Origin of the sequence: Rossellomorea vietnamensis (assembly GCF_008180615.1) — a bacterium.
GTDB lineage: Bacteria > Bacillota > Bacilli > Bacillales > Bacillaceae_B > Rossellomorea > Rossellomorea vietnamensis_D.
Window position 1 is genome coordinate 100,245 of record NZ_VTEH01000002.1, and the last position, 22,702, is coordinate 122,946.

Sequence of the window (22,702 nt, forward strand, 5' to 3'; positions counted from 1 at the left end):
CTTTACCTAAAAACCCATTAAGAGTGATAAATACAAGTCTATAATACTGTCATAATAAAAATAAGAAATTAAAGCACCTGCCGCAATGAATGGTCCAAACGGAATCGGTTTCTTTCTTTGGAAGAATCCTGCCGCCAACCCGATCATTCCGATCACAGCTCCCAAAAGTGTTGCGAGGAAAAACGCCAGCAGAAGGGGGCCCACCCCCATAACGAAGCCAATGAGCGCGTATAGTTTAATATCGCCGCCGCCCATTCCGCCTTTGCTGACGACAGCGATCAGCAGAAGCAGGCTGAATCCGATGGCACTTCCAGCCAAAGAATTCCACCACGGGTCCAATGGGATAAATAGTCGTTCTAACAAAAAAAGCCCCGAGAAAAATAACAGAACTTTATCCGGGATGATCATGTATTTTATATCAGAAACAAAGATGATGACAAAAAGCGAAACAAGTGTGAGAGCAACAATAAGTTCCGGCTCCCATCCGATGATAGAATACGAGATTAGAAATAGTATGGCGGTTGAGGCTTCCACTAAAGGATAAAGAGGAGAAATGCGCTCCCGGCAGCGGGAACACTTTCCTCCTTGAATGATGTATGACAGAACCGGAATCAATTCCAGTGCCGTCAGGGTATGACCGCATCCCGGACAAGAGGAACGCGGCTTGACGATTGATTGGTTAAGCGGTACTCGCAGGCCTACTACGTTGTAGAAGGAGCCTAGGAGGAGGCCGTAAAAAATCAGGATCATACTCACAATTTATTAAAGATCAACATCTGCTCTTGTAATAACGTCTGGATCTTCTCCATTGAGATGAGTCACCGGACTTGTATCGGCATTTCCAATCAATGTAACTGTATAAGTAAAATTACCAGAGGTTGCATTTTCTGTAATTGTAACTATACTTGTTTCATCATTATAACCAGCAGAATCAGAAGGATTGTCAAATTCCTCTAAATAACCTTGATCAATTAATGTGCTCATTTTTACAGCACCAGGGTCAGCTTGATTTCCTGCTACTGCCAACCTCGCAGCGTTAACCATCTGCTGAGCATTCGCAATATGTGCATCCTTCTTCGAGTTATTAATCAACCCACCAATACTAGGGATGGCAATAGCAGCAATAATTCCAAGGATGACAACGACAGCAAGCAGTTCGATAAGGGTTAACCCTCTTTGGTCTTTCATTTTTTGACCGATTTTCTTAAACATTCTCCGTACCTCCTATGGTTCTTTTAGATTAGGTAAATAGTATATCTGTTTTAATTATACATGACATTTTTGTCAGATAAAGAGCCATTTTGTAAAATTTTTAAAGAAATTGTTTAATAGCCCTGAACATTGTTGAAGATTTCGAACATCGGCACCATGATGGACGTGACGATGGTCCCAACCAAAGCGGCGAGGAAGACGATCATCAGCGGCTCTATTAGTGATTTTAAGCGGTCTGTGCTATTTTCGACTTCTTTCTCATAGAAGTCTGCGACTTTTCCGAGCATGGAATCCAGTGAGCCGGTTGTTTCTCCGATTGCAATCATTTGAGTGACGAGCGGCGGAAACGCCCAGTGCTTTTTCATCGGCTCTGTTAGCGATGTCCCTTTCTCCAGGGAATCTCTAGATTGGCGGAGAACTCTGGCGACCACTTCATTCTCGACGACCTTCTCGACGATAGCCAAGGCCTGCAGAATCGGAACCGAGCTGGAGAATAGCGAGCTGAGTGTCCTTGTCATTCGCGCTAATGCCGCTTTTTGGATCATGCTCCCGAAGATTGGCATTCGCAACATTGCATAGTCAAAATAATATTTCGTCTTACTGTTTCTCTTTATCGCCATGATGCCGGCTGCAAATGCTAGCATGGACGCCGTAACCAGATACCAATACTTCTGCATGAATTCACTGGAACCCAGCACGAATTGCGTGATGGCAGGAAGCTCGCCTCCGAAGTCTGAAAGCATCGTGACAAAGGTCGGTACTACGGCCACCAGCAGGAAGATGACGACCGCAATTGCGATGACTCCCACCACCGCTGGATAAGCAAGGGCGGAAACGATCTTCTGCTTTGTCATATGCTGCTTTTCATAGTGTGTGGCAAGGCTCTCAAGCGTTTCGTCCAGGCTTCCTGATGCTTCTCCGGCCCTGATCATGTTGATCAGCATCGATTCAAAGATCCTTCTGTGCTTGGCAAGTGCATCCGAGAGCGGGTTTCCGTCTTTCAATTCTGACTGCACTTCAACCAGCGCTCTGCCTAAAGGTTTGCTTTCTGTCTGCGAGGAAAGGATGTCCGTTGCGTCCACAACGGTTACCCCTGCCTGCAGAAGGGTCGCAAACTGTCTTAAAAAAATGACCATGTGCTGAAGCTTGACCGGGTTTCCGATCGCAATATCCTTGGTCAGCAAGGTTTCCGGAACTTCACTCATCTCGATGACCCGGATGCCCTGGTTCTTCAGTTTGAGCATCGCTTCCCTTGTCGAGCCTGCTGTTAATATCCCTGACTTCTTGCCCGTCCGTCCGCGCCCTGTATACTTAAAGCGCGCCATCTAGGTCGTCTGCTCCATTTCGATATAAGGAAAGGCCGATTCCCGGGAGATGATACCGGATTCATACAGGTTTCTGATGCTGGACGACATGAGATGCATCCCCAACCCTTTTGAGGTTTGCAGAATATTATCAATCTGGTGGACCTTTTCGGAGCGGATCAGGTTGGCGATCGCCGGATTATTGACGAGAAGCTCGGTTGCCGCTCTCCGCCCTTTTTTATCAACCGTCGGAAACAGCCTTTGCGACAGAATAGCAACAAGTACAGAAGCGAGCTGGATCCTGACCTGGGCCTGCTGTTCAGGAGGAAACACATCCACAATCCGCTCGATCGTTGCTGCCGAACTGGACGTATGTAAGGTAGCAAATACAAGATGCCCTGTTTCAGCAGCCGTGATCGCCGTATGAATCGTTTCCAGATCTCGCATTTCTCCAACAAGAATGATGTCCGGATCCTGGCGGAGCGCACTGCGGAGCCCTCTAGAAAAATTTTTCGTATCAAACCCGACTTCACGCTGGTCGATGATGGAACTGCCATGTTTGTGCAGATACTCGATAGGATCCTCAAGTGTAATTACATGCTTGCGCATGGTCCGGTTCACATGGTCGATCATCGACGCAAGCGTAGTCGATTTTCCGCTTCCCGTCGGACCTGTCACAAGGACAAGACCCTGCGGCTTTTCGGTGATTTTTTTCAGCACCGGAGGAAGGGATAAGTCATCAATGCTCGGGATGCTTGTCGGCACAATCCTGATGGCAAGCGAAATGCAGGAGCGCTGCTGATAAACGTTGATCCGGAAACGTGATATACCCGGAATGCCATAGGAAAAGTCAAGCTCGCCCTGATCCATAAACATCTTCCAGAGATCTTCTGGGACGATTGACTTGGCCATTCCCTCTGTGTCAGCGGGCTTCAGAATGTCTTTGCCATATTTCTTCAGGTCTCCATGAAGACGGAACACAGGAGGCGCGCCGACAGTCAAGTGTATATCGGATGCCTTTAGCTCGTATGCTGAACGCAATAAATAGTCGATTTTTTCTTTCACTTCTATCACCTATTCTGAAATGGCTACCCGAAGGATCTCTTCGGTTGTCGTCAAGCCTTGTTTTACTTTCAATAATCCATCATCGACGAGGAAGATGGTCTTGTTTTTGACTGCATGCTCACGCAGCTTGGAAAACGATTCGCCATTTAATATGACTTTTCTCATGTCTTCATTCATCACAAGGACTTCATGGATGGCCAGGCGCCCTTTATAGCCTGTCATATTGCAGGAAGAACACCCTTCGCCCCTCATGATTTTATCGATCTTCATTCCTCTTTTAGCAAAGATTTCGACTTCCCGTTTACTCGGCTCATGTTCTCGGCCGCAGTCACGGCATACTTTCCGGACAAGACGCTGAGCGACAATTCCGCTCAATGAAGAAGCGACAAGGAATGGCTCCACTCCCATGTCCAGCAGCCTTGTGACGGTTCCGAGAGAATCGTTGGTGTGAATGGTGCTAAGTACAAGGTGTCCTGTCAAAGAAGCCCTGATCGAGACTTCCACTGTTTCCTTATCACGTATTTCCCCGACCATGATGATGTTCGGATCCTGACGGAGAATGGCCCGCAAGCCCTTGGCAAATGTAAGACCGACGTTGGGGTTTACCCCAATCTGGTTGATGCCTTCGAGCTGGTACTCAACAGGATCTTCAACCGTGATGATATTGACTTCTTCACTGTTCAAGTGGTTTAAAGCCGCATAGAGTGTTGAAGACTTACCCGATCCGGTTGGACCTGTAATCAGGACAATTCCTGTCGGCTGCTTGATCATATCCATGAACCGCTTGAAATTCAGTTTGTTGAATCCAAGCTGACTGATATCATTTAATGCAGAGCTGAGATCAAGTATCCTCATGACGACCTTTTCACCGAATACGGTTGGCAGTGTGGAAACACGGAGATCGACCGGCCTGTAATCTACATTGGTTTTGATCCTGCCGTCCTGCGGGACCCTGAACTCTGTGATATCAAGGTTGGCCATGATCTTGATCCTGGCAATCAGCATGCTTTGCATATGCTTCGGCAGATTTCTTTCTGTTCTCAATACACCATCAATTCGATAACGTATCGCTACCTTCGTCTCCTGGGGATCGATATGGATATCACTTGCCTTCTGGGTCACTGCGTTCGAAAGGAGCTGATTGACAAGCTTAACGATCGGCGAATCCTGGTCGACAATTGTCTGTTCTTCTATATTGCTCTTTTCAGGTTTATCATTGACCAGTTCTTCAAAGCCTTCTTCGGTATCATAGTACTTGGTGACAGCCCTAAGGATATCATCTTTCGTTGCAATTGCTGTTTCAATTTGAAAGCCTGTCGACAGCCTTAGGTCCTCTATGGCATAGAAGTCCATGGGATCTGACATGGCGACATAAAGCTTCTCACCTTCTTTTTTCAAAGGAATCATGAGGTTCCGTTTAGCCTCTTCCTTTGGGATCAGGTGAAAAAGATTTGTATCAAAAGGATAACGGTATAAGCTGACGTGCGGGATACCCAGCTGAAACTCGAGGACCTCGATCAGCTGCTGTTCGGTAATATATCCCTTTTGCAGCAGGGCATCTCCAAGCTTTTGCCCCGGTTCTTTTTCCTGCAGGGCCATATTAAGTTTTTCTTCTGAAATTAAGCCCGCTTCCACTAAAAGATCTCCGAGCCTCTTCCTGGTCTGTACCATCCAATCACCAGCTTATCTAATTTTCTAGTTCATTTTTTTTTTTCTTCGTCTGCTTTTTCATCTTTTCCATTGGTCTCGGCTGTACCTGTATCATTTTGAGAGGAAGCTGATCCCTCGCTGGCTTTTCCGTCCGCGGAAGATCCGCCCGCATTGTCATCCTCTGATGAATTATTCTCATTAGTAGAGTCATCACTGCTTCCTGAATTCGGCGGAGGTCCGCTTGTTTCTGTGGAATCTGATTCTTCATTACTATCTGTCAAAGGAGTATCGACAATATCTTTTTCATCTACATCTTCCGGCGCTTCTTCCAGACTATGAATCTCGATTCTATGTACAGGCGGATAAAAATCTTCCGCAATCAGTTTTTCTTCCATTACTTCCCCATTTTCACCGATACTCTGGCGGAACACTTTGATCAGGACGCCTTTCCTTCCTTCTTCAGGCACCTGCACCACATTCTTCTCGAGAAATGGATTGTACTGGACGATTTTCTTTTGAGGAAATTCCTCTTTGTCCTTCAGTGATACCTTGTAGTCCGTTGCCAATGGAAAGCCGATCAGCTTGGCGTACAGCTGATTGTCGAGAAGCTCAAGGGCAATGAGGTAATCGTTATTATTTGGATTGGCAAAAACAAAATCCTGGCTGCTTGCACTATCGATTTTTGCCTCGTAGCCGAGCTCTATTTCTGCAGGCAGGTCCGGGCTGGTATTTCGTTCAATGATAGAAAAATTGGACTGCAGGACCAGCTTATAGAAAAGCGAAGTGATGACACTGAGTTCTTCACCCTTTTCATTGCCGGTAAAACCGTTTTCCTCCAAGTGACGGAGGAACGAGAATTCTGTGCCCTGCTTCACAGTAATCTGCGGAAAGGCTTCTACGAATCTCTTAATTTCGGGGGTGACCGTGATTTTTTCCGAAAGAGCTTCGGCTGTCACTTCCTCCACACTTCCCTTTTCAAAATAATCACTGAGGGAAATGACAGAGCTGCTTGGCAGCATGGACGCCTGGCCGATCAGGTCCTGCTCCAACGAAGCGGTATCCATTTCTTCAACAGACATATCGGGATAGGCTGTTTTCAATTGGTCCATAAGTGTTTCCATGTCTACAGTGACAGCCAGAGGAGTGGTTCCTCCCCCGCTGGCATTCTGCATGCTTTGATTGATATCAATGGAAAATAGAGCAAGATCTATATCCGTTTCCACTCCGGAAAGTTCGGCTGTCATGATTGCTGATGCTTTCCATTCGGCTGCCGCTAGCGCAAGGGCCTCTTTAGCCTCCTGCTGGGACTGCCCTCCTACATTGATGGAAGCCACCATTGTGGACGGCTGAAACAAATCTGCCTCTGTAAATTTATTCAGTGCAAAAGAGCCTGCATGGGAAAAACCGAAAATAAAGACGGTGGCAGAGAGTAGCGGGATGAATACTTTCTTAATTGGTCTGTTCTCCATGTCAATTTAACGCTCCTTTTACATTATTCTTGTGTATTCATCGTCAATTCAACGAATACGGACGGTCCTTCACTTTGTGCTCTGGAGATGTCCTCTTCAGTCAGGATGGTACCATTCGAGATGATGGTTTCTCCTGAAACACCCAGGATATCTTTAGTGACACGCTTTCCTTTCAACAGGCCGGCCTGCTTGTTTCTGATGTTTTTTAAATCGCTTGACGGGTTCTCTTCAAGATTCAAATCAGGCTCTTCTTGAGTTTCAGGAAGCAGTTCTTCCACAGAATCCATAAAGCGGCCTGCTGAATCTTCCTTGACGATCAAGATATCTTTTCCGTAAGTGAGGATTTGTTCGGATGACAGCACCTTTTCACTTTCTTTCATACTTACAAGAATACCGATGATATATCCTGTTTCATCATCCACAAAGTACTCTTTCGCTTCACCGATCAATTGGCCTTTTCTAGACATGACCTTTGTATCATTGATGCGGATTTTCTTGTTCACCAGCGCGTTTGCGATCGGAATTTCATTCAAGTCGATGACAGCATTCCCGTTTTCAACGGTGACTGCATATTCCCCGATGCCGATTACTTTTTTAAAAGGGATGGCTTTAACGCTTACCTGCCAATCTTCATGCTCGATCGTAAGGAAGTCGACTGATCCTTTTTCAGGATTCACAACAAGGGATTTAACACTCCCAATTTCCACTCCATCGGCGATACTGATAATCGGCAAACTTAAAATCTCTGTACTCTTCTTCATATTACTGCACCTATTCCCTTCCGTTTAACAACTCTTGTTTTATGATATTCTTCCATGCCATTTCTTTATAATCATTCAATTCACTCTTCAACAGCGGGTAAGTCATGAATCTCTCTTCCATTCCTTCTATAAAAGCTTTCATCTTCTTGAATTCCCGGGATTCATGATAGCGCTGAATCAATTGCTGTGATAGAACATAGAAATCCCGGTCATGAAGTTCAGGCTGCATATACTGCGCTGCTAATGCTTCAAACTCTTCAAGAGACATCTTGTTTCGATAGTAAGCCAGTTCTTCCGCTATGGTTTGGATGATCAAGGTCTGCAGCTGGGCGTTCTCTCGTTTCTGCTCCTGCTGAGTTTCCTCCTCAATGCCCTCCTCAGCGTGATCCTGGTGAGAATCAGCCGGCAGAATCATCATCTCGCCATCATCAGTCAGGTCTGATAAGAGAACAGGCTGGAGTTCTTCCTCCTGCTCTTCAACCACTTCCGCTGATTCGCCGGAAACCTGAATTTCATTTTGGTCTGACCTGATTTTATCTTCAGACTCTTCTATTTCTAAAAGGTCTTCGGCCAACACTGGCTCTTCTGGTTCTTCGATTTCATTCATGCTTTCTTCCAGCGGGCTGAGCACTTTCAATTGGGGTTCATCCTCAGATGGAGACGACATTAAGAATTGAGCTTCTAATTCAGTCAATTCTCCTAAATCATGCTCCTCGGCGGAAACTTCAGCTTCTTCAGCCTGTATCTCTGCTTCATCGTCAATACTGTGCTCAAAGTCCATTTCTAGTATTTCCGATTTATCTTCAGCAGGTTCTGATTCATCCGACAGCTCAATCAACAACTCGATTTCACTAAGCTCTTCATCGTCTTCCTCAACATCCACTGACTTCCACTCCTCGACAGTATCGTTAAGTTTAAGTTCATCGAGTGGCTCTTCTGCCTCCACGACTGCTTCATCGTGATTTTGATTATGTATAGGTTCTGCAAGTTCCCCTTCTTCCTGACTAATCAGCATTTCAATTTCACTTAAATTTTCATCGGATGAAGGTTGAAATGAAACCTCTTCAAGTATGCTTTCTTCTTTATCTTCAATGTCTTGTGCAGCATCTTCTTGGATTTCCGGCACGTCAGCCTCTTCCTTTATATCGTACAAAGTGCTTTCGTTTTCAGTAAGCAAAGGAATTTCTTCAAGATCTTCGTTTATGAATTCCACTCTTGTCTCGCTTTCTGCCGGGGCTTCTTCTTGAGGAGCTTCCGGTTCTTCCAGAGTGCTTTCGGCAAACCCTGGTTCTTCTTCCGCTGATGTAAAGAGAACCTTCTCAGGTCTGTCTGCAGCGGTATCAGCCTCAGCGTTATTTCTATCCTGCACACCTTCTTCTGCAAGCAAAATAGGGCCAAAACGGTTTCCAATCATAACGGAGGATACAATGACTAAAATGAATAATATAATGGCAACCAGCCCAAGTGGATATTGGTTGGAGGCAAGCAAACCCAGAAGAGAGATCAAAAGCCCTCCCCCAGCTATCCAGACCTTTCCTTTCCTGGTCATCGCACCAGGCATGAATAACAGGACAGGCAGCAATAAAACAAATGCTATTAACGCAAAAATATATTCCTCCATTTTCTCACTCCCTTCAGCATGTATTAATTTTCTATGAAATTAGTACTACTTCTACATTATTCGACTCATAGTTATTGTATAATAAACTTAGGCAATTTGAAAGAAGGTGGCGGAATGAAACTGTCAAATATCTTCAGAAATAACCAAGGTTTGACACTAATTGAGGTTTTAGTCTCAGTAACTCTATTGAGCACGGTGCTATTAGTCTTTTTAAATTTTTTCTTCCAGGCAGGTACATATACCAATATGAATCAAAAAAAGACAGTGGCCGTCAATGTTGCCAGAAACGCCTTGATGCATATGGAAAGCCAGAGTTTTCTTGAAGTTAAAAGAGAATTTTCCGAAGTCAATGAAGGCACCGCCTCTCCTGATGACCACTTATTGAATCTGAAACTATGTGATGATACTAGATATGAGACTTTCGGAAATGAAGAAAGTCCCCCTGATACTTGTGAAGATATTCCTATTAATGGAACTTCCTATAAAGTGACTATAAAATCCAAAGCTTCTCAAGAGCTGGATTACTATATACCGATCACGGCAGAAGTGAGGTGGACGGCAAATGATAAGGAATTCGATACATCGGTTGGCGGAACGGTTAAAAGCGAAGACATTCGATGAAGATGGCTTCACACTCATCGAACTGCTTCTCACATTGGCGATTTCGGCCATACTGCTTCCCGTTATATACGGCACCTTTTTGACAGGATATAAGATTTACGAAAAGGTCAGCATAGAAGGCCAGCTCAGGGAGGATGCCGACTATGTTTCGGCCATGCTGATGAATTCACTGTATTCGACTCCTTTTGACTATGTGGACGAATGCGGGGACGAGGATAACTGTCTTATTTTCGTCGACAATATTGCGACTGCTCAAAACCCCTACAATCCTGAGGTAATAGATCAGGATAAAGAGAGAGAAACAGACGACATAAAGTCCTTTAAGATACGATTAATAGAGAAGGACGGAATACAAGTATGGGAAACAAGCAGCGGAACAATTAACACCCCTTCTGATTTCCGGGACTCTGAAATCAGTTTTGCTTGTTCGAACCCTAATCAAGACGATTTTGAAGACGATGAGGACGAGGATACAAAGAAAGAAAAATGTACCAATGCCATTATTAAGCTGAACTTCTCAATAGCTCATGAGAATGAGGACCGAAATGAACAGCTCATTCTTCGAAGCCAATTCGGATTTTAGATACAAGCTGCTTCTGAAATATCATTGTCTCATAGTGTTCCGCTATAATCTTAGACACCAGCAAAGTAACCAAAACAGCCTAAAGAAAGGAGGATACTCATGGTAAACAACCAGAAGGGAAACACGCTGATCACCGTCATGATCACCTCCCTTGTCGTCATAACGATCGGCATGGCAGTTCTAACGGCATCCATCGGAGGAGCTAAAAGAACGGAGGTAAGGGAAACGGATATCGATATTACATACGACGGGCTGAGGCTGGTAGATGAAATGACGGCCGACCTATCTACCCGCCTGGTACAAGATAATTTCAAAATTGAAGACTTATCTCCGACAGATTTAAGTTCAAAGCTGACAGCATACTTTTCTTCCCAGGCAGCCTCTGCACAATTCGACGACAGCATTTCTTGTGTTAATGTTGTGGATGTGACAGGAGCAAATCCGAAGTATCTTATCCCGGGAACGGAAAATCAGTGCCTTGGCAGCGGCCTTGCGAACCTTGACACCTTTAACATCGACACTTCCCTTCAATTGGCAAGAGTCCTTGATTTTGTGGTAACGGTCAATACACCGGATGGCCAGCAGGGAGAAGTGAACAGAACGGTACGGAAAAGGGTGATTCTGTCTCCACTGCCTGGATTCCTTAAATATGCTGCAGGTGCTGGTAATCAGACCATCCTGAACGGCTCTCCAAATATTGCAGGGAACGTTTTCGGCAAAGAAATTGTCATTGACAAGAACGCTCATTACCAATTAACGAGTGGAGACCAGGAAGAAATCGAGACGCCTTTTTCTTCGATTTTTGGTGATATCTATATAAATTCTTCCGAATCAGATTATAAGGCTGTAATGGAATATCTGACTGCAGATAAGTTTTATCACCAGCAGCTGCCTCAGCTTAAGAATGACAGCCAGTTCACAGCAGTGAATTTTGATAAAACTTTCCTGGAAAGAATAAATGAGATTAGACAGGATCAGGGATTTGCTCCCACACCTGCTATACAGAATCTTTCCCAGCAATTAAAGCAGTCCATCAAGGGACAATATACATTTAGTCAGAGCGGCCTTCCAGAAGCACTGACAAGCCCGTTGAATGAAGCTGGAAGCGGGCTGGATGCACTTCTTGGACAGAACCTATACAATGAAGTAAATACTCTCGGGTATAAACTGATCGACACCAGCTTATCATCAACCATTGAAGTGCCGGGTGACCTTATCATATCCAGTATTTCTTCCGCACTCACCTTTTCTGGAAAAATTATTGCGGATGGAGACATCTACATTATTGGAAATAAAACAATCACACTAAATGATATAATCGCTACTGGAGATATACATTTGATCAATCTGGATGGAGATATCAATGTTGAGGGAAATATCCTTTCCGCAGGTGAGATTAATATCCAGACCAACAATGGGTTTTCATTTAACAATGATACTGAAACACCAGGATATATGCTGGCAGGAAAGTCTCTTACAATTGAATCCCTAGATAGCCAGTCGACCATCATCGGCAATCTTGTTGCAGGGGAAAACCTTCTCATCCAGGGAAACAGCAATGAAACCGACCTTCCGGAAGACGATGTAGTGTTATTCGACTCTGTCATTTACAGCGGGGGAGAAGCCTTTATCTCCAATTTGAATATTTTAGGAAGTGAAGATGACGATATTCAAAAACAGCTTATCCTTCTGTCTGGTGAAAATCTGACAATGACCCGGATGAACGAGTATAAAAACTTTGTTCCGAGTGGCGAAGATATTAATTATGCGGGAAAAATTTCTGATGAAACTGTACAGCCGTTAAAAGCATTCTTCTACACAAATCAGAAAGCTGAACTTTATGGTGTTGGTTCTCTATTCCATATTGATGGCGGAGTCTTCGCAAATGATACCCTTGAAATCAATGCAATTAGAGGCGATATAAACAGCATTCAGGATGCCGACCTTTATTCGACCAAAATTGATCAGGACAACCACTACTCCCGCTTTAACATTAATTACAACCGTGATATTCTTCTACAAAGAATTGATGCCCTTCCTAAAACAGAATTTTTGTCATTATTCAGTGATGAAGTGTCTGTTCAGTAAAAAAGAATGCAGGTTCTGTTGGGGAAGAACCATTAAAACAAATAATTTATTAGTAAAACCCGTTCAGATAAATTCTCTGGACGGGTTTTACTGTTGGTTTAAATGATTACTGTTTAAGCAAACCTTGATAACTATGACACTTACAAACTCCAGTCTCATTCGCACAGAATGCTCATTATTTTTTAAGGTTAACTTTGACCTCTGGTTAAATTGGATTACTAAAAAAGAAGGGCGGCGGATCATCTAAGATCCGGCCGCCCTTCTTTAATGATGTGATGCAATAGTACTTCGAAAACGATTGAGATGCCATTATATGATGGGGCTTAGTTTACCATCTTCCATCAATATACGGATTATCATCTCCGCCTTCTTCAGGCGTAACCACTTCAAATACTGCTGAATCGGTTAAGGAGTTATCTTCGTCCGCTGTGACTGTAACTGTTGTAAAGCCGAGTTCTTCTGTTCTGATATACCACTTTCCATCCTTTTCTACTGCTTCTATTGCCGGTGCAGAAGAGACTGTCTCTGCCAGCTCTTTATTAGTCGCATTAGATGGGTTGAAAATCAGGAAAGTCTCGATTGGTATGTCCTGATCATTTAATGGCAGGTTGATTTTTGCCTGCTTGAATTTTACCTCTTCAAGGGCAATAAAAGGGTCAATCACTTTGACGGGAACAATAATTCTCACTCCGGAACCATCATTCGCTTCAATGACCAGCTGATCCTCACCAGGTTCGATCCCCAGTATCCGGTGATTGCCTGATCCCTCTTCGGAATAGCTGGCGATTTTCCCATTGCTATTTAGAAGCTGGACTGTAACACTCTTATCGGTTGCATCCAGAGGCAATACTTCAATTTGGAACGAAATCGATTCTCCTGCATTAACTTCAATTGGATTAGGTGTTACATTGATTTCACTAACTTTTTCAACGATGACGATATTCTTTGAAACCGGCTGCTCATTAAGCGTGAAGCCGCCCTCGGTTTTCACCTGAATCTCTATATTGCCAATTAGATCTGTTGAAAGGGGGACCGGCTCATCTGGCTGGAATTGTTCCCATCCGCTGTCCTTTTGTCCCGATATGGTCTTGTAGTAATAAGTAACATCTTCTCCGCCTACTTTTTTACTCACTTTGAATAAGGCAGGTCCTGTGGTCTCTTCATTATTGCTCAGTACTTTTTCAGTATTGGTTTCATAAACCGCAAAGTCCGTTTTCAGGTATACGTCGTGGAACGAATCATCGTTGTAATGTACCCTGATCGTATTGCCGTCCTTCAACTCTAATCCTTTTACAGGCAAAGTCTTAGGGGTGGCTTCGGCCTTTACTTCATTAGTAGAATCTACTTTCTTTGTCAGTTTGCCAGTATGATCTCCTATATAGGTAGTATTGTCGGCCAAGCCATTCAAAATAACCTGAAGGCCGATATAACCTGAGTGTGAAGTAAGAGTATGGTTCTGGCTGCTGAAGTTTGAGTCAGTATAATGGATGGCTGCCTTTGGCATTTTCACCAATGACATGGCAAAATCGGCTTGGAGAACAGCTTTCATGTTCAACCGGGCTGGAGAGAATTGATTTCCATTATAAGTAATCGTTTTCCCCGCTTTAATCTCAAGTACCCTTTGGCCATTCTGAGTGGTTTCCCTGGCAGTGGCCCCCGCCAGTGACCCGCTTAGGTTAGTCTGGAGAGCAGAGCTCTTCAGGCTGATCCCATCAGGCAGCGGCTGGATGATTTTTATATTTTTTAAATTTCCTGACTTGTTCGCTTGCAGGACTGCGGAAGGAGTTATATCATACTCAATTGAAAACTCGTTATGTTCATTGTTCTGCATTCCCATTTTCACAAGATTTTCAGGAGCGTGATACTGATTGCCGTTAATCTTTACAGCGCTCTCGAATTTAGGCGCTGCTTCATCCACAATATTGATCGTAACGTTTTCATGAGTTACAGCCGGCAAAGTCTTGCCGTCAAAATCTTTTTGTATGAGTTTGATGTTATCAAAAACATACTGTCCCTGTTGGGTAAACTCCAGCGGCAGGCTCAGCTGAATGTTTGCCGGAGAAGGACTTTTGCCGATAGGGTAAGTGAAGTTATACTTCATGTGAACAACATTCTGGTCATCCATATAAGCATCTGAATTCGGTGCAAGCTTTACTTTTCCATTGAATTTGCTTAAGTCGATTTGTACTTCCCCTTCAATGGAAGGAGAATTGAACTCTTTCGAAATATCTGTAAATACATTGGAAAGGCTGTTTGGATTTGCCTGAATGGCTCTTCCGCCTGTTTTATTCGACATAGTTTCTAACAATTGATAGTTGACTTCGCCTGGCTGGGCAAAAGCGATGCTGAACATCGTTACATCGTTGCGGCCAAGCTTTTCAGCAGATAAGACTGCTTGATTTTGAATTACATTCTGTACACTGCTGTAAGGCTCACTTTTGTTGCCTACCTTAGCTGTACCATTCGTATACAACGTATACTCTTCACCTTGATACTTTAGAGCAGTGGGTTCTCCATCTGTAAGGAAAATAATATACCGTTTGGAATCACGCATTCCGGAAAACTTTTGAAGAGCAAATTCAAGAGATTGCGTATAATTGGTCCCGCCAACACTGAAATCATAATACTCATCAGTCCAATACTTTCCATACCACCAATGGTTTCTCTGGACACGGTATCTTTCTCCGTAATCAAGATTCTCTGCCATCGACTTAATCTGGGTTAAGCCCTCAGCAGGCTCAATTCTCTTGCCATTGAAATTCTTATAACTCACATCACTATCAAAAGGAACAAAATAATATTTATCCCCACTTTGTTTATTCTGCTCAAAAAATGCAAGAGACTGTTTCAACGCATTTTCTGCACTCGTAGCTTTTTTGGCACCGCCATATGTATCTGCCATTGATCCCGAAGTATCATGAACGAACACGACATCAATCGGCTTTCTCTCTTCATTGGTGGCTTGTCCCTTTGGGGTCAACTCAATATCGAGCCGGCCCTTGGCGTCTCCATTTTGGGGCTTAACGTATTCATTAGCGCTTGGCTGTACGGAAAATTCAATTAAAGGCTGTCCTGATGCATTTGCTAAGGAGGTTTGTATCATGAAACTGAAAATAATAGTAAAAATGACTGCTGCAGAAAACCTCTTTTTCAAATCCTTCCCTCCTCTTTTTGTCATTAATTGTCAATTTTAATTGAGAAATTACTACTTATCTACTATTATAGCAACCTATTCTCTCTTTACATAGACCAAAGTACTAGATTCGATAAAAATTTACACACTAAAAAGCGGAAAGGCCCCGCTCAGCGGCGTACGGACTGTACCAGCCCCGCATTGAGATAAAGGAATCACGAAGAACGAAGTGATTCGATGATGACTTATCGCAGAGGAGGGGATGGGCAGTACGCTAGCCGCTGGGGCCTTGGAGCTGGATTGCATAAAAAGCGGAAGCGCCCTGTTTAGCCCCGACAGGCAAATGTTCTCTGGAGAAGAAAAGGCGGTCTTTCCTTTTATTCTCCAGAGGTTATTTGACCCCGAGGGGCTGGGCGCTGGAGCTGGATTCAGAAACGCTTCCTAATATCCAATCTATAATGTTAATACTTTTTAACTAATTACAAAAACCCCGTATTAAAAACGGGGTCAGGAAGACTTCACATATTCAGCCACTCTATTTCTTCCAGCTTGTTTAGCACCTGTATAGAGAGCTCTGTCAGCATGCCTGATCAACGACATGCTGTCATCTGCATCAAGCGGGGCTGATGCCACTCCGATACTCGCGGTTACTTTAAGGTTCACTGTTTTTCTCTCGACTTCAAGATTACTGTGTAAAATAAACGGCCTGTCCGCTATTGTTCTCCGGACAATTTCAGCTATTAGAAACGCATCTTCCTTGGTCGTGTCAGGAAGCAGGATGATGAATTCCTCACCGCCATAGCGGGCAACGGTTCCTTCATCCCCAATCAGTGTTTCCAGCCGTCTTGCCAATTCAAACAGAATTTCGTTGCCGCTTTGATGGCCATAGTTATCATTAACCGATTTAAAATGGTCTATATCAAGCATAATGAGAGATAAACATGTTCTTTCTCCGTTGTGCAGCGCGCTGAATTCAGTAGACAGCAGGTTTTCAAAATATCTGTAATTGTACAGTTTGGTTAAGGCGCACCGTTCACTGCTTCTCTTGGTTGCTTCATAGTGGCGGGCATTGGCAATGGCCACCCCAAGATACGAGCAGAGAATGTCCACGATCATGAGCTGATATTTTCGATAAGCCTTTTTCTTTGAAGAAGCGAGTAGCAGGACTCCCCTTACCTTTTGATTCCGGACTATTGGAACCGAGAGTACGCTTTCCACATTGTCAGGCATATACCCCTTAGCTACCTCTGTCCAGTCTGATCTATTATGAAACAGGGCGGACTTCCCTGTTCCCCATACAAGCCCGCTGATCCCTTCATTTTTCTTCATTGGAGGCAGGTTGATTGATTTATTTTCATTGTTCTCGACTCTGCGGAGAAGGACCAGTTCATCGCCCTTTACGTCCAGTATGTATGCGTACTCTACAGGAAGAGTTTGCAGGATTTTATCAAGAAATAACTGCAGCACTTCATTTACCTGCAGGCTTTCTGTTAGCTGATGCCCGATTTCCACCGATTTTTGCAAGTATTGGTTAATCTGCTCTGATGAATTATAAAGCCTCAGTATCATCGCGCCCGATAAGAATGGCAGACCAATAAGGAAGAGCGCAATTGGACCAATATGGTATTCCAGAAAAAACAGGCCAAGGCCCATCGGAAACATGATCAGCATGGCCGAAAAGTCCCACTTGAGATCTTCACCGAAAAGTTTGATTTTTTTATTAAGAAAAACATGGAATCCTATTAAAAGCACCTGGTTCAATAGAATGGAAGATACCTGATAGACCAAAGCAGGAATAAACAAAGCTTCCACCGAGGAAAATCCGATTGTGCCTCCAATGGCATAATAGACCACCCCGCTGAAAACGGACATCAGGAAAAACATGATGGAATTCCATGGCACACGGTAAAAGTCATTCTTCCCGATACGCAGTCTGATCATAAAGGAAACGATCGCCACTTGAAGCAGGACCACTTCAAAGAAGAGGCCGAATTTCAGGAAAGCTGCAAGAGAAACCCATTGAATCAGTAATATAGGAAGTCCGTTGATGATAATCGGCATGACCGAAATGATAATGGCAAAAAGAATAAACGCCGACATACTGAGTACATCAGCGTTCACAGGAGGGAAAAATTGATAGGTAAAGTAGATCCCTGCAGGCACAAGCAATGCCCACACTATCCAGATAATCATTTCCTGAGTTCTGCTAATCCCCATCAAACTTCCCCACCTTTCCCGCCTATTGAATGATTCTTTTCTCTATTCCCGAGGAATCTTATAGCAGCACTTAGTTAAAAAGTCACAAGTTTAAGAATATTTTATCAAAGTATACCGTAAATGTCATGAAAAATTTACAAATACTTTCAGTTGCTTACAATTTCCGGTCTGACTTCTGACAAGAAATACAGCGACCCTGTTATGATCAGGATATCTTCACTGCCGGCCGTATTTATATACACTTTCAGGTACTTCTTCCACTCCTTTACCGTGTGGTGTTTATTTAATAAGAAGTACCTTTCAAGCTCTTCAGGAGATGCCGCCCTCGGAAAATCAAACGTCGTCAATGAGATGCTGGAAACCTTTTTTTCCAGTTCTCTTACCATGGTTTGCAGGTCCTTATCTTTGAGAGCTGCAAATAAAATATGCACTGATTTTTCTTTAAATCTTGTTTCAATCGTCCGGATTAATGACTGCATTCCTTCTGGATTATGTGCTCCGTCGAGATAGATTGCAGGCGTTTCACTGACCTTGTCCATCCTGCCCGGCCAATAAGCTTCAGCCAATCCACGTTCTATAGCACTCTCTTTAATTTTATAGGAATACATTTTCTCTAGTAAATCTGCAGCTTTTACCGCCAATGCCGCGTTTTCTGTTTGATGCCTTCCGATCATCCCGATTTCATACGTTCTCTTTCCGTCTGTGCCTATGTAGTCGAATATCTCTCCATCTGCTGAAGCCCCTTTATACTCCGCCTTAAAATCCCGGTTGTGCAAATAGAGGTCAGCGTTCATTTGTTCTGCTTTTGAACTAATCACTCTTTGGGCATCAGGCTGGGAGGCCGCCGATACGACCGGCTTTCCTTCTTTGATGATTCCGGCCTTTTCAAAAGCAATATCATTGATGGTATCACCTAAAATTTGAGTATGGTCTAGCCCGATGTTTGTAATAATGGACAGCATTGGATCAATGACATTTGTCGAATCGAAGCGGCCGCCAAGTCCTACTTCAAGCAGGACAATCGGGACCCGGTTCATCCGGGTAAAGTAATACAAGGCCATACAGGTAATCACTTCAAATTCGGAAGGTCCCCCTAATTCGGTTTCCTCTAGTTCCTCCGCCAATGGAATAATCACATTTACGAGTTCCAGGATCTCTTCGTCAGAAATCGGTTTGCCGTTAACAGAAATCCTTTCATTGAAAACTTCAAAATACGGCGAAGTGAACGTACCTGTATCATATCCTGACGCTTCCAATATGTTTCGCAGAATGGTTAGGGTCGACCCTTTTCCATTGGTACCGCCAATATGGACCGCTTTCAATTCTTTTTCCGGGTGGTCCAGCTTCTTCATGATCCATTCCATCCGGCTTAAACCAGGCTTGATGCCCAGCCTTAGCCGGGAATGAATCCAGTCGACTGCTTCCTCATATGTTTTAATCAACACTGTCACTCCTTTTCTAGAGGCAATTTCACATGTGTAGATGTTCTTTCAGCAACCAGAATCTCTTGATTAGAAAATGCACCTCGTACACACTGATTGCTTATCCCTGCACATTCGCCTGGATTTTATGTATATTGCATATTATTCATTTAAAAGCGGGACTGTCCCGAAGAAGTATATCCACTTCCTTCTGGACCAGTCCCGATGATGGTATTCTCTTATTGGCCTTTCAGTTCCTGTATGCGGGCTTCAACCGTGCTGCGCTTTTCGAGATAATCCGCTTCTTTGGCGCGCTCCTCATCTACTACTTTTTGCGGAGCTTTGCCGACGAACTTCTCGTTGTTCAGCTTGCCTTGTACCCTGGCTACTTCTTTGTTCCACTTCTCATACTCTTTTTCCAAACGGGCGATCTCTTCGTCGATATTGATCAGCCCCTCCAGCGGAAGATAAAGCTCCACTCCTGTTGCTACAGCTGTCATAGCTTTATCAGGTGCTTCAATATCCTTAGAAATTGTCATCTCTTCCGGGTTACAGAAACGTTCAATGTAAGCTTTGTTCTTTTCGAGTGTAGAAAGTGCTCCATCGTCCTTGGCTTTCAGAAGCAATTTAATTTGCTTGCTTAAAGGCGTATTCACTTCTGCACGAATATTGCGGACAGAACGAATGATTTCTACAAGAAGCTTCATTTCCTCGGCAGCTGCTTTGTCAGTGAACTCCTCCTTCACAGCCGGCCATGCAGCAGTCGTGATGGATTCGCCTTCATGCGGCAGGTTCTGCCATATTTCCTCGGTAATAAACGGCATAAACGGATGCAGAAGTCTCATAGTATTATCGAGAACGTAGGCAAGAATCGATCTTGTCGTCTTCTTGGCTGCTTCATCTTCTCCGTATAGAGGAAGCTTCGCCATTTCGATATACCAGTCACAGAAATCATCCCAGATGAAGTTATAAAGGATGCGGCCCACTTCGCCGAATTCATAGCGGTCAGCCAGTTTCGTTACCGTTTCGATCGTTTCGTTCAATCTGGTCAGAATCCATTTATCCGCAACAGATTTTTCACCTGTCAGGTCGATTTCTTCATATTTCATTCCGTCCATATTCATAAGAGCAAATCTTGAAGCATTCCAGATCTTGTTGGCAAAGTTCCAAACTGATTCAACTTTCTCTGTTGAATAACGAAGGTCCTGACCTGGAGAACTTCCAGTGGAAAGCATGTATCTTAAAGCATCTGCACCATATTGATTGATCACTTCCATCGGATCTACACCATTGCCAAGGGACTTACTCATCTTGCGGCCGTCCTCAGCTCTTACTAGACCGTGAATCAGAACATCTTTGAAAGGGCGTGTTCCAGTAAACTCAAGTCCTTGGAAAATCATCCTTGAAACCCAGAAGCCGATGATATCATAGCCTGTTACAAGAGCATCTGTCGGATAGTAGCGTTTGAAATCTTCCGCTTCTGTATCCGGCCAGCCCATTGTAGAGAACGGCCATAGTGCTGAACTGAACCATGTATCCAGTACATCTTCTTCCTGTCTCCAATTTTCGATGTCTGCTGGTTCTTCTTTTCCAACATGGATTTCTCCTGTTTCTTTATGGTACCAGGCCGGAATACGGTGTCCCCACCAAAGCTGACGGGAGATACACCAGTCACGAGTGTTTTCCATCCAGCGCAGATAGGAAGTTTCAAAACGGTCAGGAACGAAATTTACCTTGTCCTCAGCATTCTGCAGGTCAATCGCTTTATCTGCAAGAGGCTGCATTTTAACAAACCACTGTGTGGAAAGATAAGGTTCTACTACAGCTCCGCTTCGCTCTGAATGGCCCACTGAATGCATGTGGTCTTCAATTTTGAAGAGGACACCGGATTCTTGAAGGTCCTTCACGATCTGTTTGCGGCATGCGAAGCGGTCCATTCCCTCGTACTTTCCTGCTTTTTCATTCATGGAACCGTCTTCGTTCATAACCAGGATACGCTCGAGATCATGGCGGTTTCCGATTTCAAAGTCGTTAGGATCGTGGGCAGGTGTGATTTTAACGGCACCTGATCCAAATTCCATATCAACATAGTCATCTCCGAGAATCGGAATTTCTCGTCCGGTGATTGGAAGTGTTACCTTTTTGCCTATGAGGTGCTTGTAACGATCGTCTTCCGGATGTACCGCAACGGCCGTATCACCAAGCATTGTTTCAGGACGGGTAGTTGCGATTTCAATGTGCCCTGATCCGTCAGTCAGTTCATATCTCATATGATAGAATGCTCCTTGAACATCCTGATGGATTACTTCAATATCGGAAAGAGCCGTCTTTGTTGCCGGATCCCAGTTAATGATATATTCTCCGCGGTAAATTAAGCCTTTCTCATACAGGTTAACGAACACTTCATTAACAGCCTCTGAAAGACCTTCATCAAGAGTGAAGCGCTCCCTGCTGTAATCCAGCCCAAGCCCGAGCTTCGACCATTGCTGGCGGATGTGCTTTGCGTATTCTTCTTTCCATTTCCATGTCTCTTCAAGGAACTTTTCACGGCCAAGATCATAGCGGGTGGTCCCTTCATTGCGGAGCTTCTCTTCCACTTTAGCCTGAGTTGCGATTCCGGCGTGGTCCATCCCCGGAAGCCATAAGACATCATAGCCCTGCATCCGTTTCATTCTAGTCAGGATATCCTGCAGGGTTGTATCCCAAGCGTGGCCCAAGTGAAGTTTGCCGGTTACGTTAGGCGGCGGAATAACGATGGTGTAAGGTTCCTTCTCTTTATCATTTTTTGCTTCAAAAAACTTGCCATCGAGCCACCATTGATAACGGCCGCTTTCAATAGATTGCGGATCGTACTTGGTCGGCATGCTGATTTCATTGTTTTCCATGATTACTTCCTCCTTAGAGATAATATTATGTGTTTTTTCTCTGAAAAATAAAAAAACTCCACTCGTCTAAAAGGACGAGGGAGCTGATTCGCGGTACCACCTTTTTACACAGGCTTAAATATAGTTTCAAACCTGGCACTTCATTGAGATAACGGCTTTAAACCGGATTCCGCTACTGCTCTTCACGGAATCTGCTCAAGGGCGACTTTCCTTTGTCTTTGCCTGGGAAATCTTTCAGCAGGTTGATTTCCCTCTCTGGAGGCGAGTTTCAAAGTACTACTCCCTATCTTTGCATTTGGAACGTATATACTATTATTCAATATAGTATCGGATTTTAATTCTGTTCGTCAATCATTATCGCCCATTTTTTCAAAAATAATTCAAAAAAATTTGGACAGATGCGGAACTAAAGAAAACCTAGGCACATAGAATAATATAAATCGTATCAGGAGGAGATTCAATGCGGAAAAAATATAATCCTTATGTACTGCCTCCCTGGCTCCGTACCTGCCGGAATGTATGTAAGCAGTTCAGTATACCATTTTGCATTTTCCAAGGGATACGAACCATCCTGATCCCGACTACTTTTGATGTGTTGCTGCTGGCGGTTTTCATCGGCCTCGCCCTTGCCTTTTACTTTGAATGGCTGTAAAAGGCTTTTTCGCTTATGTT

Annotated in this window: 17 protein-coding genes and 1 other annotated feature; of the genes, 5 read left to right on the plus strand and 12 right to left on the minus strand. The window is 44.0% G+C overall.

Annotation, left to right across the window (positions count from 1 at the left end; genetic code table 11):
- Nucleotides 1-6 precede the first annotated feature (6 nt).
- From FZC79_RS03890 to FZC79_RS03925, 8 genes are all read right to left on the minus strand, one after another.
- Complete coding sequence (locus tag FZC79_RS03890) at nt 7-750, minus strand: prepilin peptidase (protein ID WP_148945796.1); 744 nt, start codon at nt 748-750, stop codon at nt 7-9.
- A gap of 12 nt (nt 751-762) precedes the next feature.
- The gene (locus FZC79_RS23775) at nt 763-1,212 is read right to left on the minus strand and encodes a type II secretion system protein (RefSeq protein ID WP_148945544.1); all 450 of its coding nucleotides are present in this window, start codon (nt 1,210-1,212) and stop codon (nt 763-765) included.
- Between the two features lie 113 nt (nt 1,213-1,325).
- A complete protein-coding gene (locus FZC79_RS03900) occupies nt 1,326-2,537 on the minus strand; it encodes a type II secretion system F family protein (RefSeq protein ID WP_148945545.1) in 1,212 nt (403 codons plus the stop codon).
- On the minus strand, nt 2,538-3,581 hold the full coding sequence (locus FZC79_RS03905) for a type IV pilus twitching motility protein PilT (protein WP_148945546.1): 1,044 nt from the start codon (nt 3,579-3,581) through the stop codon (nt 2,538-2,540).
- Between the two features lie 9 nt (nt 3,582-3,590).
- On the minus strand, nt 3,591-5,252 hold the full coding sequence (locus FZC79_RS03910) for a GspE/PulE family protein (RefSeq protein WP_148945547.1): 1,662 nt from the start codon (nt 5,250-5,252) through the stop codon (nt 3,591-3,593).
- 29 nt (nt 5,253-5,281) lie between these two features.
- Nucleotides 5,282-6,700: a VanW family protein gene (locus FZC79_RS03915; protein WP_148945548.1), complete on the minus strand. Its 1,419-nt coding sequence runs from the start codon at nt 6,698-6,700 to the stop codon at nt 5,282-5,284.
- Nucleotides 6,701-6,723: 23 nt separating this feature from the next.
- Entirely contained in the window at nt 6,724-7,461 is a 738-nt protein-coding gene (locus FZC79_RS03920) for a PRC-barrel domain-containing protein (RefSeq protein ID WP_148945549.1), read from the minus strand.
- A gap of 10 nt (nt 7,462-7,471) precedes the next feature.
- Nucleotides 7,472-9,082, minus strand: coding sequence for a hypothetical protein (locus tag FZC79_RS03925; RefSeq protein ID WP_148945550.1), 1,611 nt, complete (start codon nt 9,080-9,082; stop codon nt 7,472-7,474).
- Between the two features lie 114 nt (nt 9,083-9,196).
- On the opposite strand from FZC79_RS03925, the gene FZC79_RS03930 reads away from it, so the two are divergent.
- The 3 genes from FZC79_RS03930 (at nt 9,197) to FZC79_RS03940 (ending at nt 12,374) form a co-directional block, all read left to right on the plus strand.
- The gene (locus tag FZC79_RS03930) at nt 9,197-9,703 is read left to right on the plus strand and encodes a type IV pilus modification PilV family protein (RefSeq protein ID WP_187442635.1); all 507 of its coding nucleotides are present in this window, start codon (nt 9,197-9,199) and stop codon (nt 9,701-9,703) included.
- Nucleotides 9,645-10,286, plus strand: coding sequence for a PilW family protein (locus FZC79_RS03935; RefSeq protein WP_148945552.1), 642 nt, complete (start codon nt 9,645-9,647; stop codon nt 10,284-10,286). Before FZC79_RS03930 ends, FZC79_RS03935 begins: the two co-directional genes overlap by 59 nt.
- A 99-nt stretch (nt 10,287-10,385) precedes the next feature.
- Nucleotides 10,386-12,374, plus strand: coding sequence for a hypothetical protein (locus tag FZC79_RS03940; protein WP_148945553.1), 1,989 nt, complete (start codon nt 10,386-10,388; stop codon nt 12,372-12,374).
- A 328-nt stretch (nt 12,375-12,702) separates the two neighbouring features.
- Here FZC79_RS03940 and FZC79_RS03945 read toward each other — a convergent pair whose 3' ends face one another.
- Nucleotides 12,703-15,528 carry a VWA domain-containing protein gene (locus tag FZC79_RS03945; RefSeq protein ID WP_187442636.1) on the minus strand — a complete coding sequence of 942 codons (2,826 nt, stop codon included), beginning with the start codon at nt 15,526-15,528 and terminating at the stop codon, nt 12,703-12,705.
- 241 nt (nt 15,529-15,769) lie between these two features.
- Between FZC79_RS03945 and FZC79_RS22955 the strand changes: the two genes are divergently transcribed.
- Nucleotides 15,770-15,952, plus strand: a complete 183-nt coding sequence (locus tag FZC79_RS22955) for a hypothetical protein (protein ID WP_187442637.1) — start codon at nt 15,770-15,772, stop codon at nt 15,950-15,952.
- A gap of 62 nt (nt 15,953-16,014) precedes the next feature.
- Here FZC79_RS22955 and FZC79_RS03950 read toward each other — a convergent pair whose 3' ends face one another.
- The 3 genes from FZC79_RS03950 to FZC79_RS03960 all read right to left on the minus strand — a co-directional run bounded on the left by FZC79_RS03950 (nt 16,015) and on the right by FZC79_RS03960 (nt 22,030).
- A complete protein-coding gene (locus tag FZC79_RS03950; RefSeq protein WP_148945555.1) occupies nt 16,015-17,724 on the minus strand; it encodes a sensor domain-containing diguanylate cyclase in 1,710 nt (569 codons plus the stop codon).
- A gap of 146 nt (nt 17,725-17,870) precedes the next feature.
- Nucleotides 17,871-19,166 (minus strand): bifunctional folylpolyglutamate synthase/dihydrofolate synthase, encoded by a 1,296-nt coding sequence (locus FZC79_RS03955; protein WP_148945556.1) that lies wholly within the window; start codon nt 19,164-19,166, stop codon nt 17,871-17,873.
- Nucleotides 19,167-19,384: 218 nt separating this feature from the next.
- Nucleotides 19,385-22,030, minus strand: coding sequence for a valine--tRNA ligase (locus tag FZC79_RS03960; RefSeq protein WP_148945557.1), 2,646 nt, complete (start codon nt 22,028-22,030; stop codon nt 19,385-19,387).
- Nucleotides 22,031-22,097: 67 nt separating this feature from the next.
- Nucleotides 22,098-22,329 (minus strand) — a binding site (T-box leader).
- Between the two features lie 161 nt (nt 22,330-22,490).
- Between FZC79_RS03960 and FZC79_RS03965 the strand changes: the two genes are divergently transcribed.
- Nucleotides 22,491-22,682, plus strand: coding sequence for a hypothetical protein (locus tag FZC79_RS03965; protein ID WP_148937843.1), 192 nt, complete (start codon nt 22,491-22,493; stop codon nt 22,680-22,682).
- Nucleotides 22,683-22,702 lie beyond the last annotated feature (20 nt).

Coding starts and splice junctions, on each gene's coding strand:
- FZC79_RS03890 (WP_148945796.1), bottom strand. CDS start 750: ATGATCCTGATTTTTTACGGCCTCCTCCTAGGCTCCTTCTACAACGTA.
- FZC79_RS23775 (WP_148945544.1), bottom strand. CDS start 1,212: ATGTTTAAGAAAATCGGTCAAAAAATGAAAGACCAAAGAGGGTTAACC.
- FZC79_RS03900 (WP_148945545.1), bottom strand. CDS start 2,537: ATGGCGCGCTTTAAGTATACAGGGCGCGGACGGACGGGCAAGAAGTCA.
- FZC79_RS03910 (WP_148945547.1), bottom strand. CDS start 5,252: ATGGTACAGACCAGGAAGAGGCTCGGAGATCTTTTAGTGGAAGCGGGC.
- FZC79_RS03915 (WP_148945548.1), bottom strand. CDS start 6,700: ATGGAGAACAGACCAATTAAGAAAGTATTCATCCCGCTACTCTCTGCC.
- FZC79_RS03920 (WP_148945549.1), bottom strand. CDS start 7,461: ATGAAGAAGAGTACAGAGATTTTAAGTTTGCCGATTATCAGTATCGCC.
- FZC79_RS03925 (WP_148945550.1), bottom strand. CDS start 9,082: ATGGAGGAATATATTTTTGCGTTAATAGCATTTGTTTTATTGCTGCCT.
- FZC79_RS03930 (WP_187442635.1), top strand. CDS start 9,197: ATGAAACTGTCAAATATCTTCAGAAATAACCAAGGTTTGACACTAATT.
- FZC79_RS03935 (WP_148945552.1), top strand. CDS start 9,645: ATGATAAGGAATTCGATACATCGGTTGGCGGAACGGTTAAAAGCGAAG.
- FZC79_RS03940 (WP_148945553.1), top strand. CDS start 10,386: ATGGTAAACAACCAGAAGGGAAACACGCTGATCACCGTCATGATCACC.
- FZC79_RS22955 (WP_187442637.1), top strand. CDS start 15,770: ATGGGCAGTACGCTAGCCGCTGGGGCCTTGGAGCTGGATTGCATAAAA.
- FZC79_RS03950 (WP_148945555.1), bottom strand. CDS start 17,724: ATGGGGATTAGCAGAACTCAGGAAATGATTATCTGGATAGTGTGGGCA.
- FZC79_RS03960 (WP_148945557.1), bottom strand. CDS start 22,030: ATGGAAAACAATGAAATCAGCATGCCGACCAAGTACGATCCGCAATCT.
- FZC79_RS03965 (WP_148937843.1), top strand. CDS start 22,491: ATGCGGAAAAAATATAATCCTTATGTACTGCCTCCCTGGCTCCGTACC.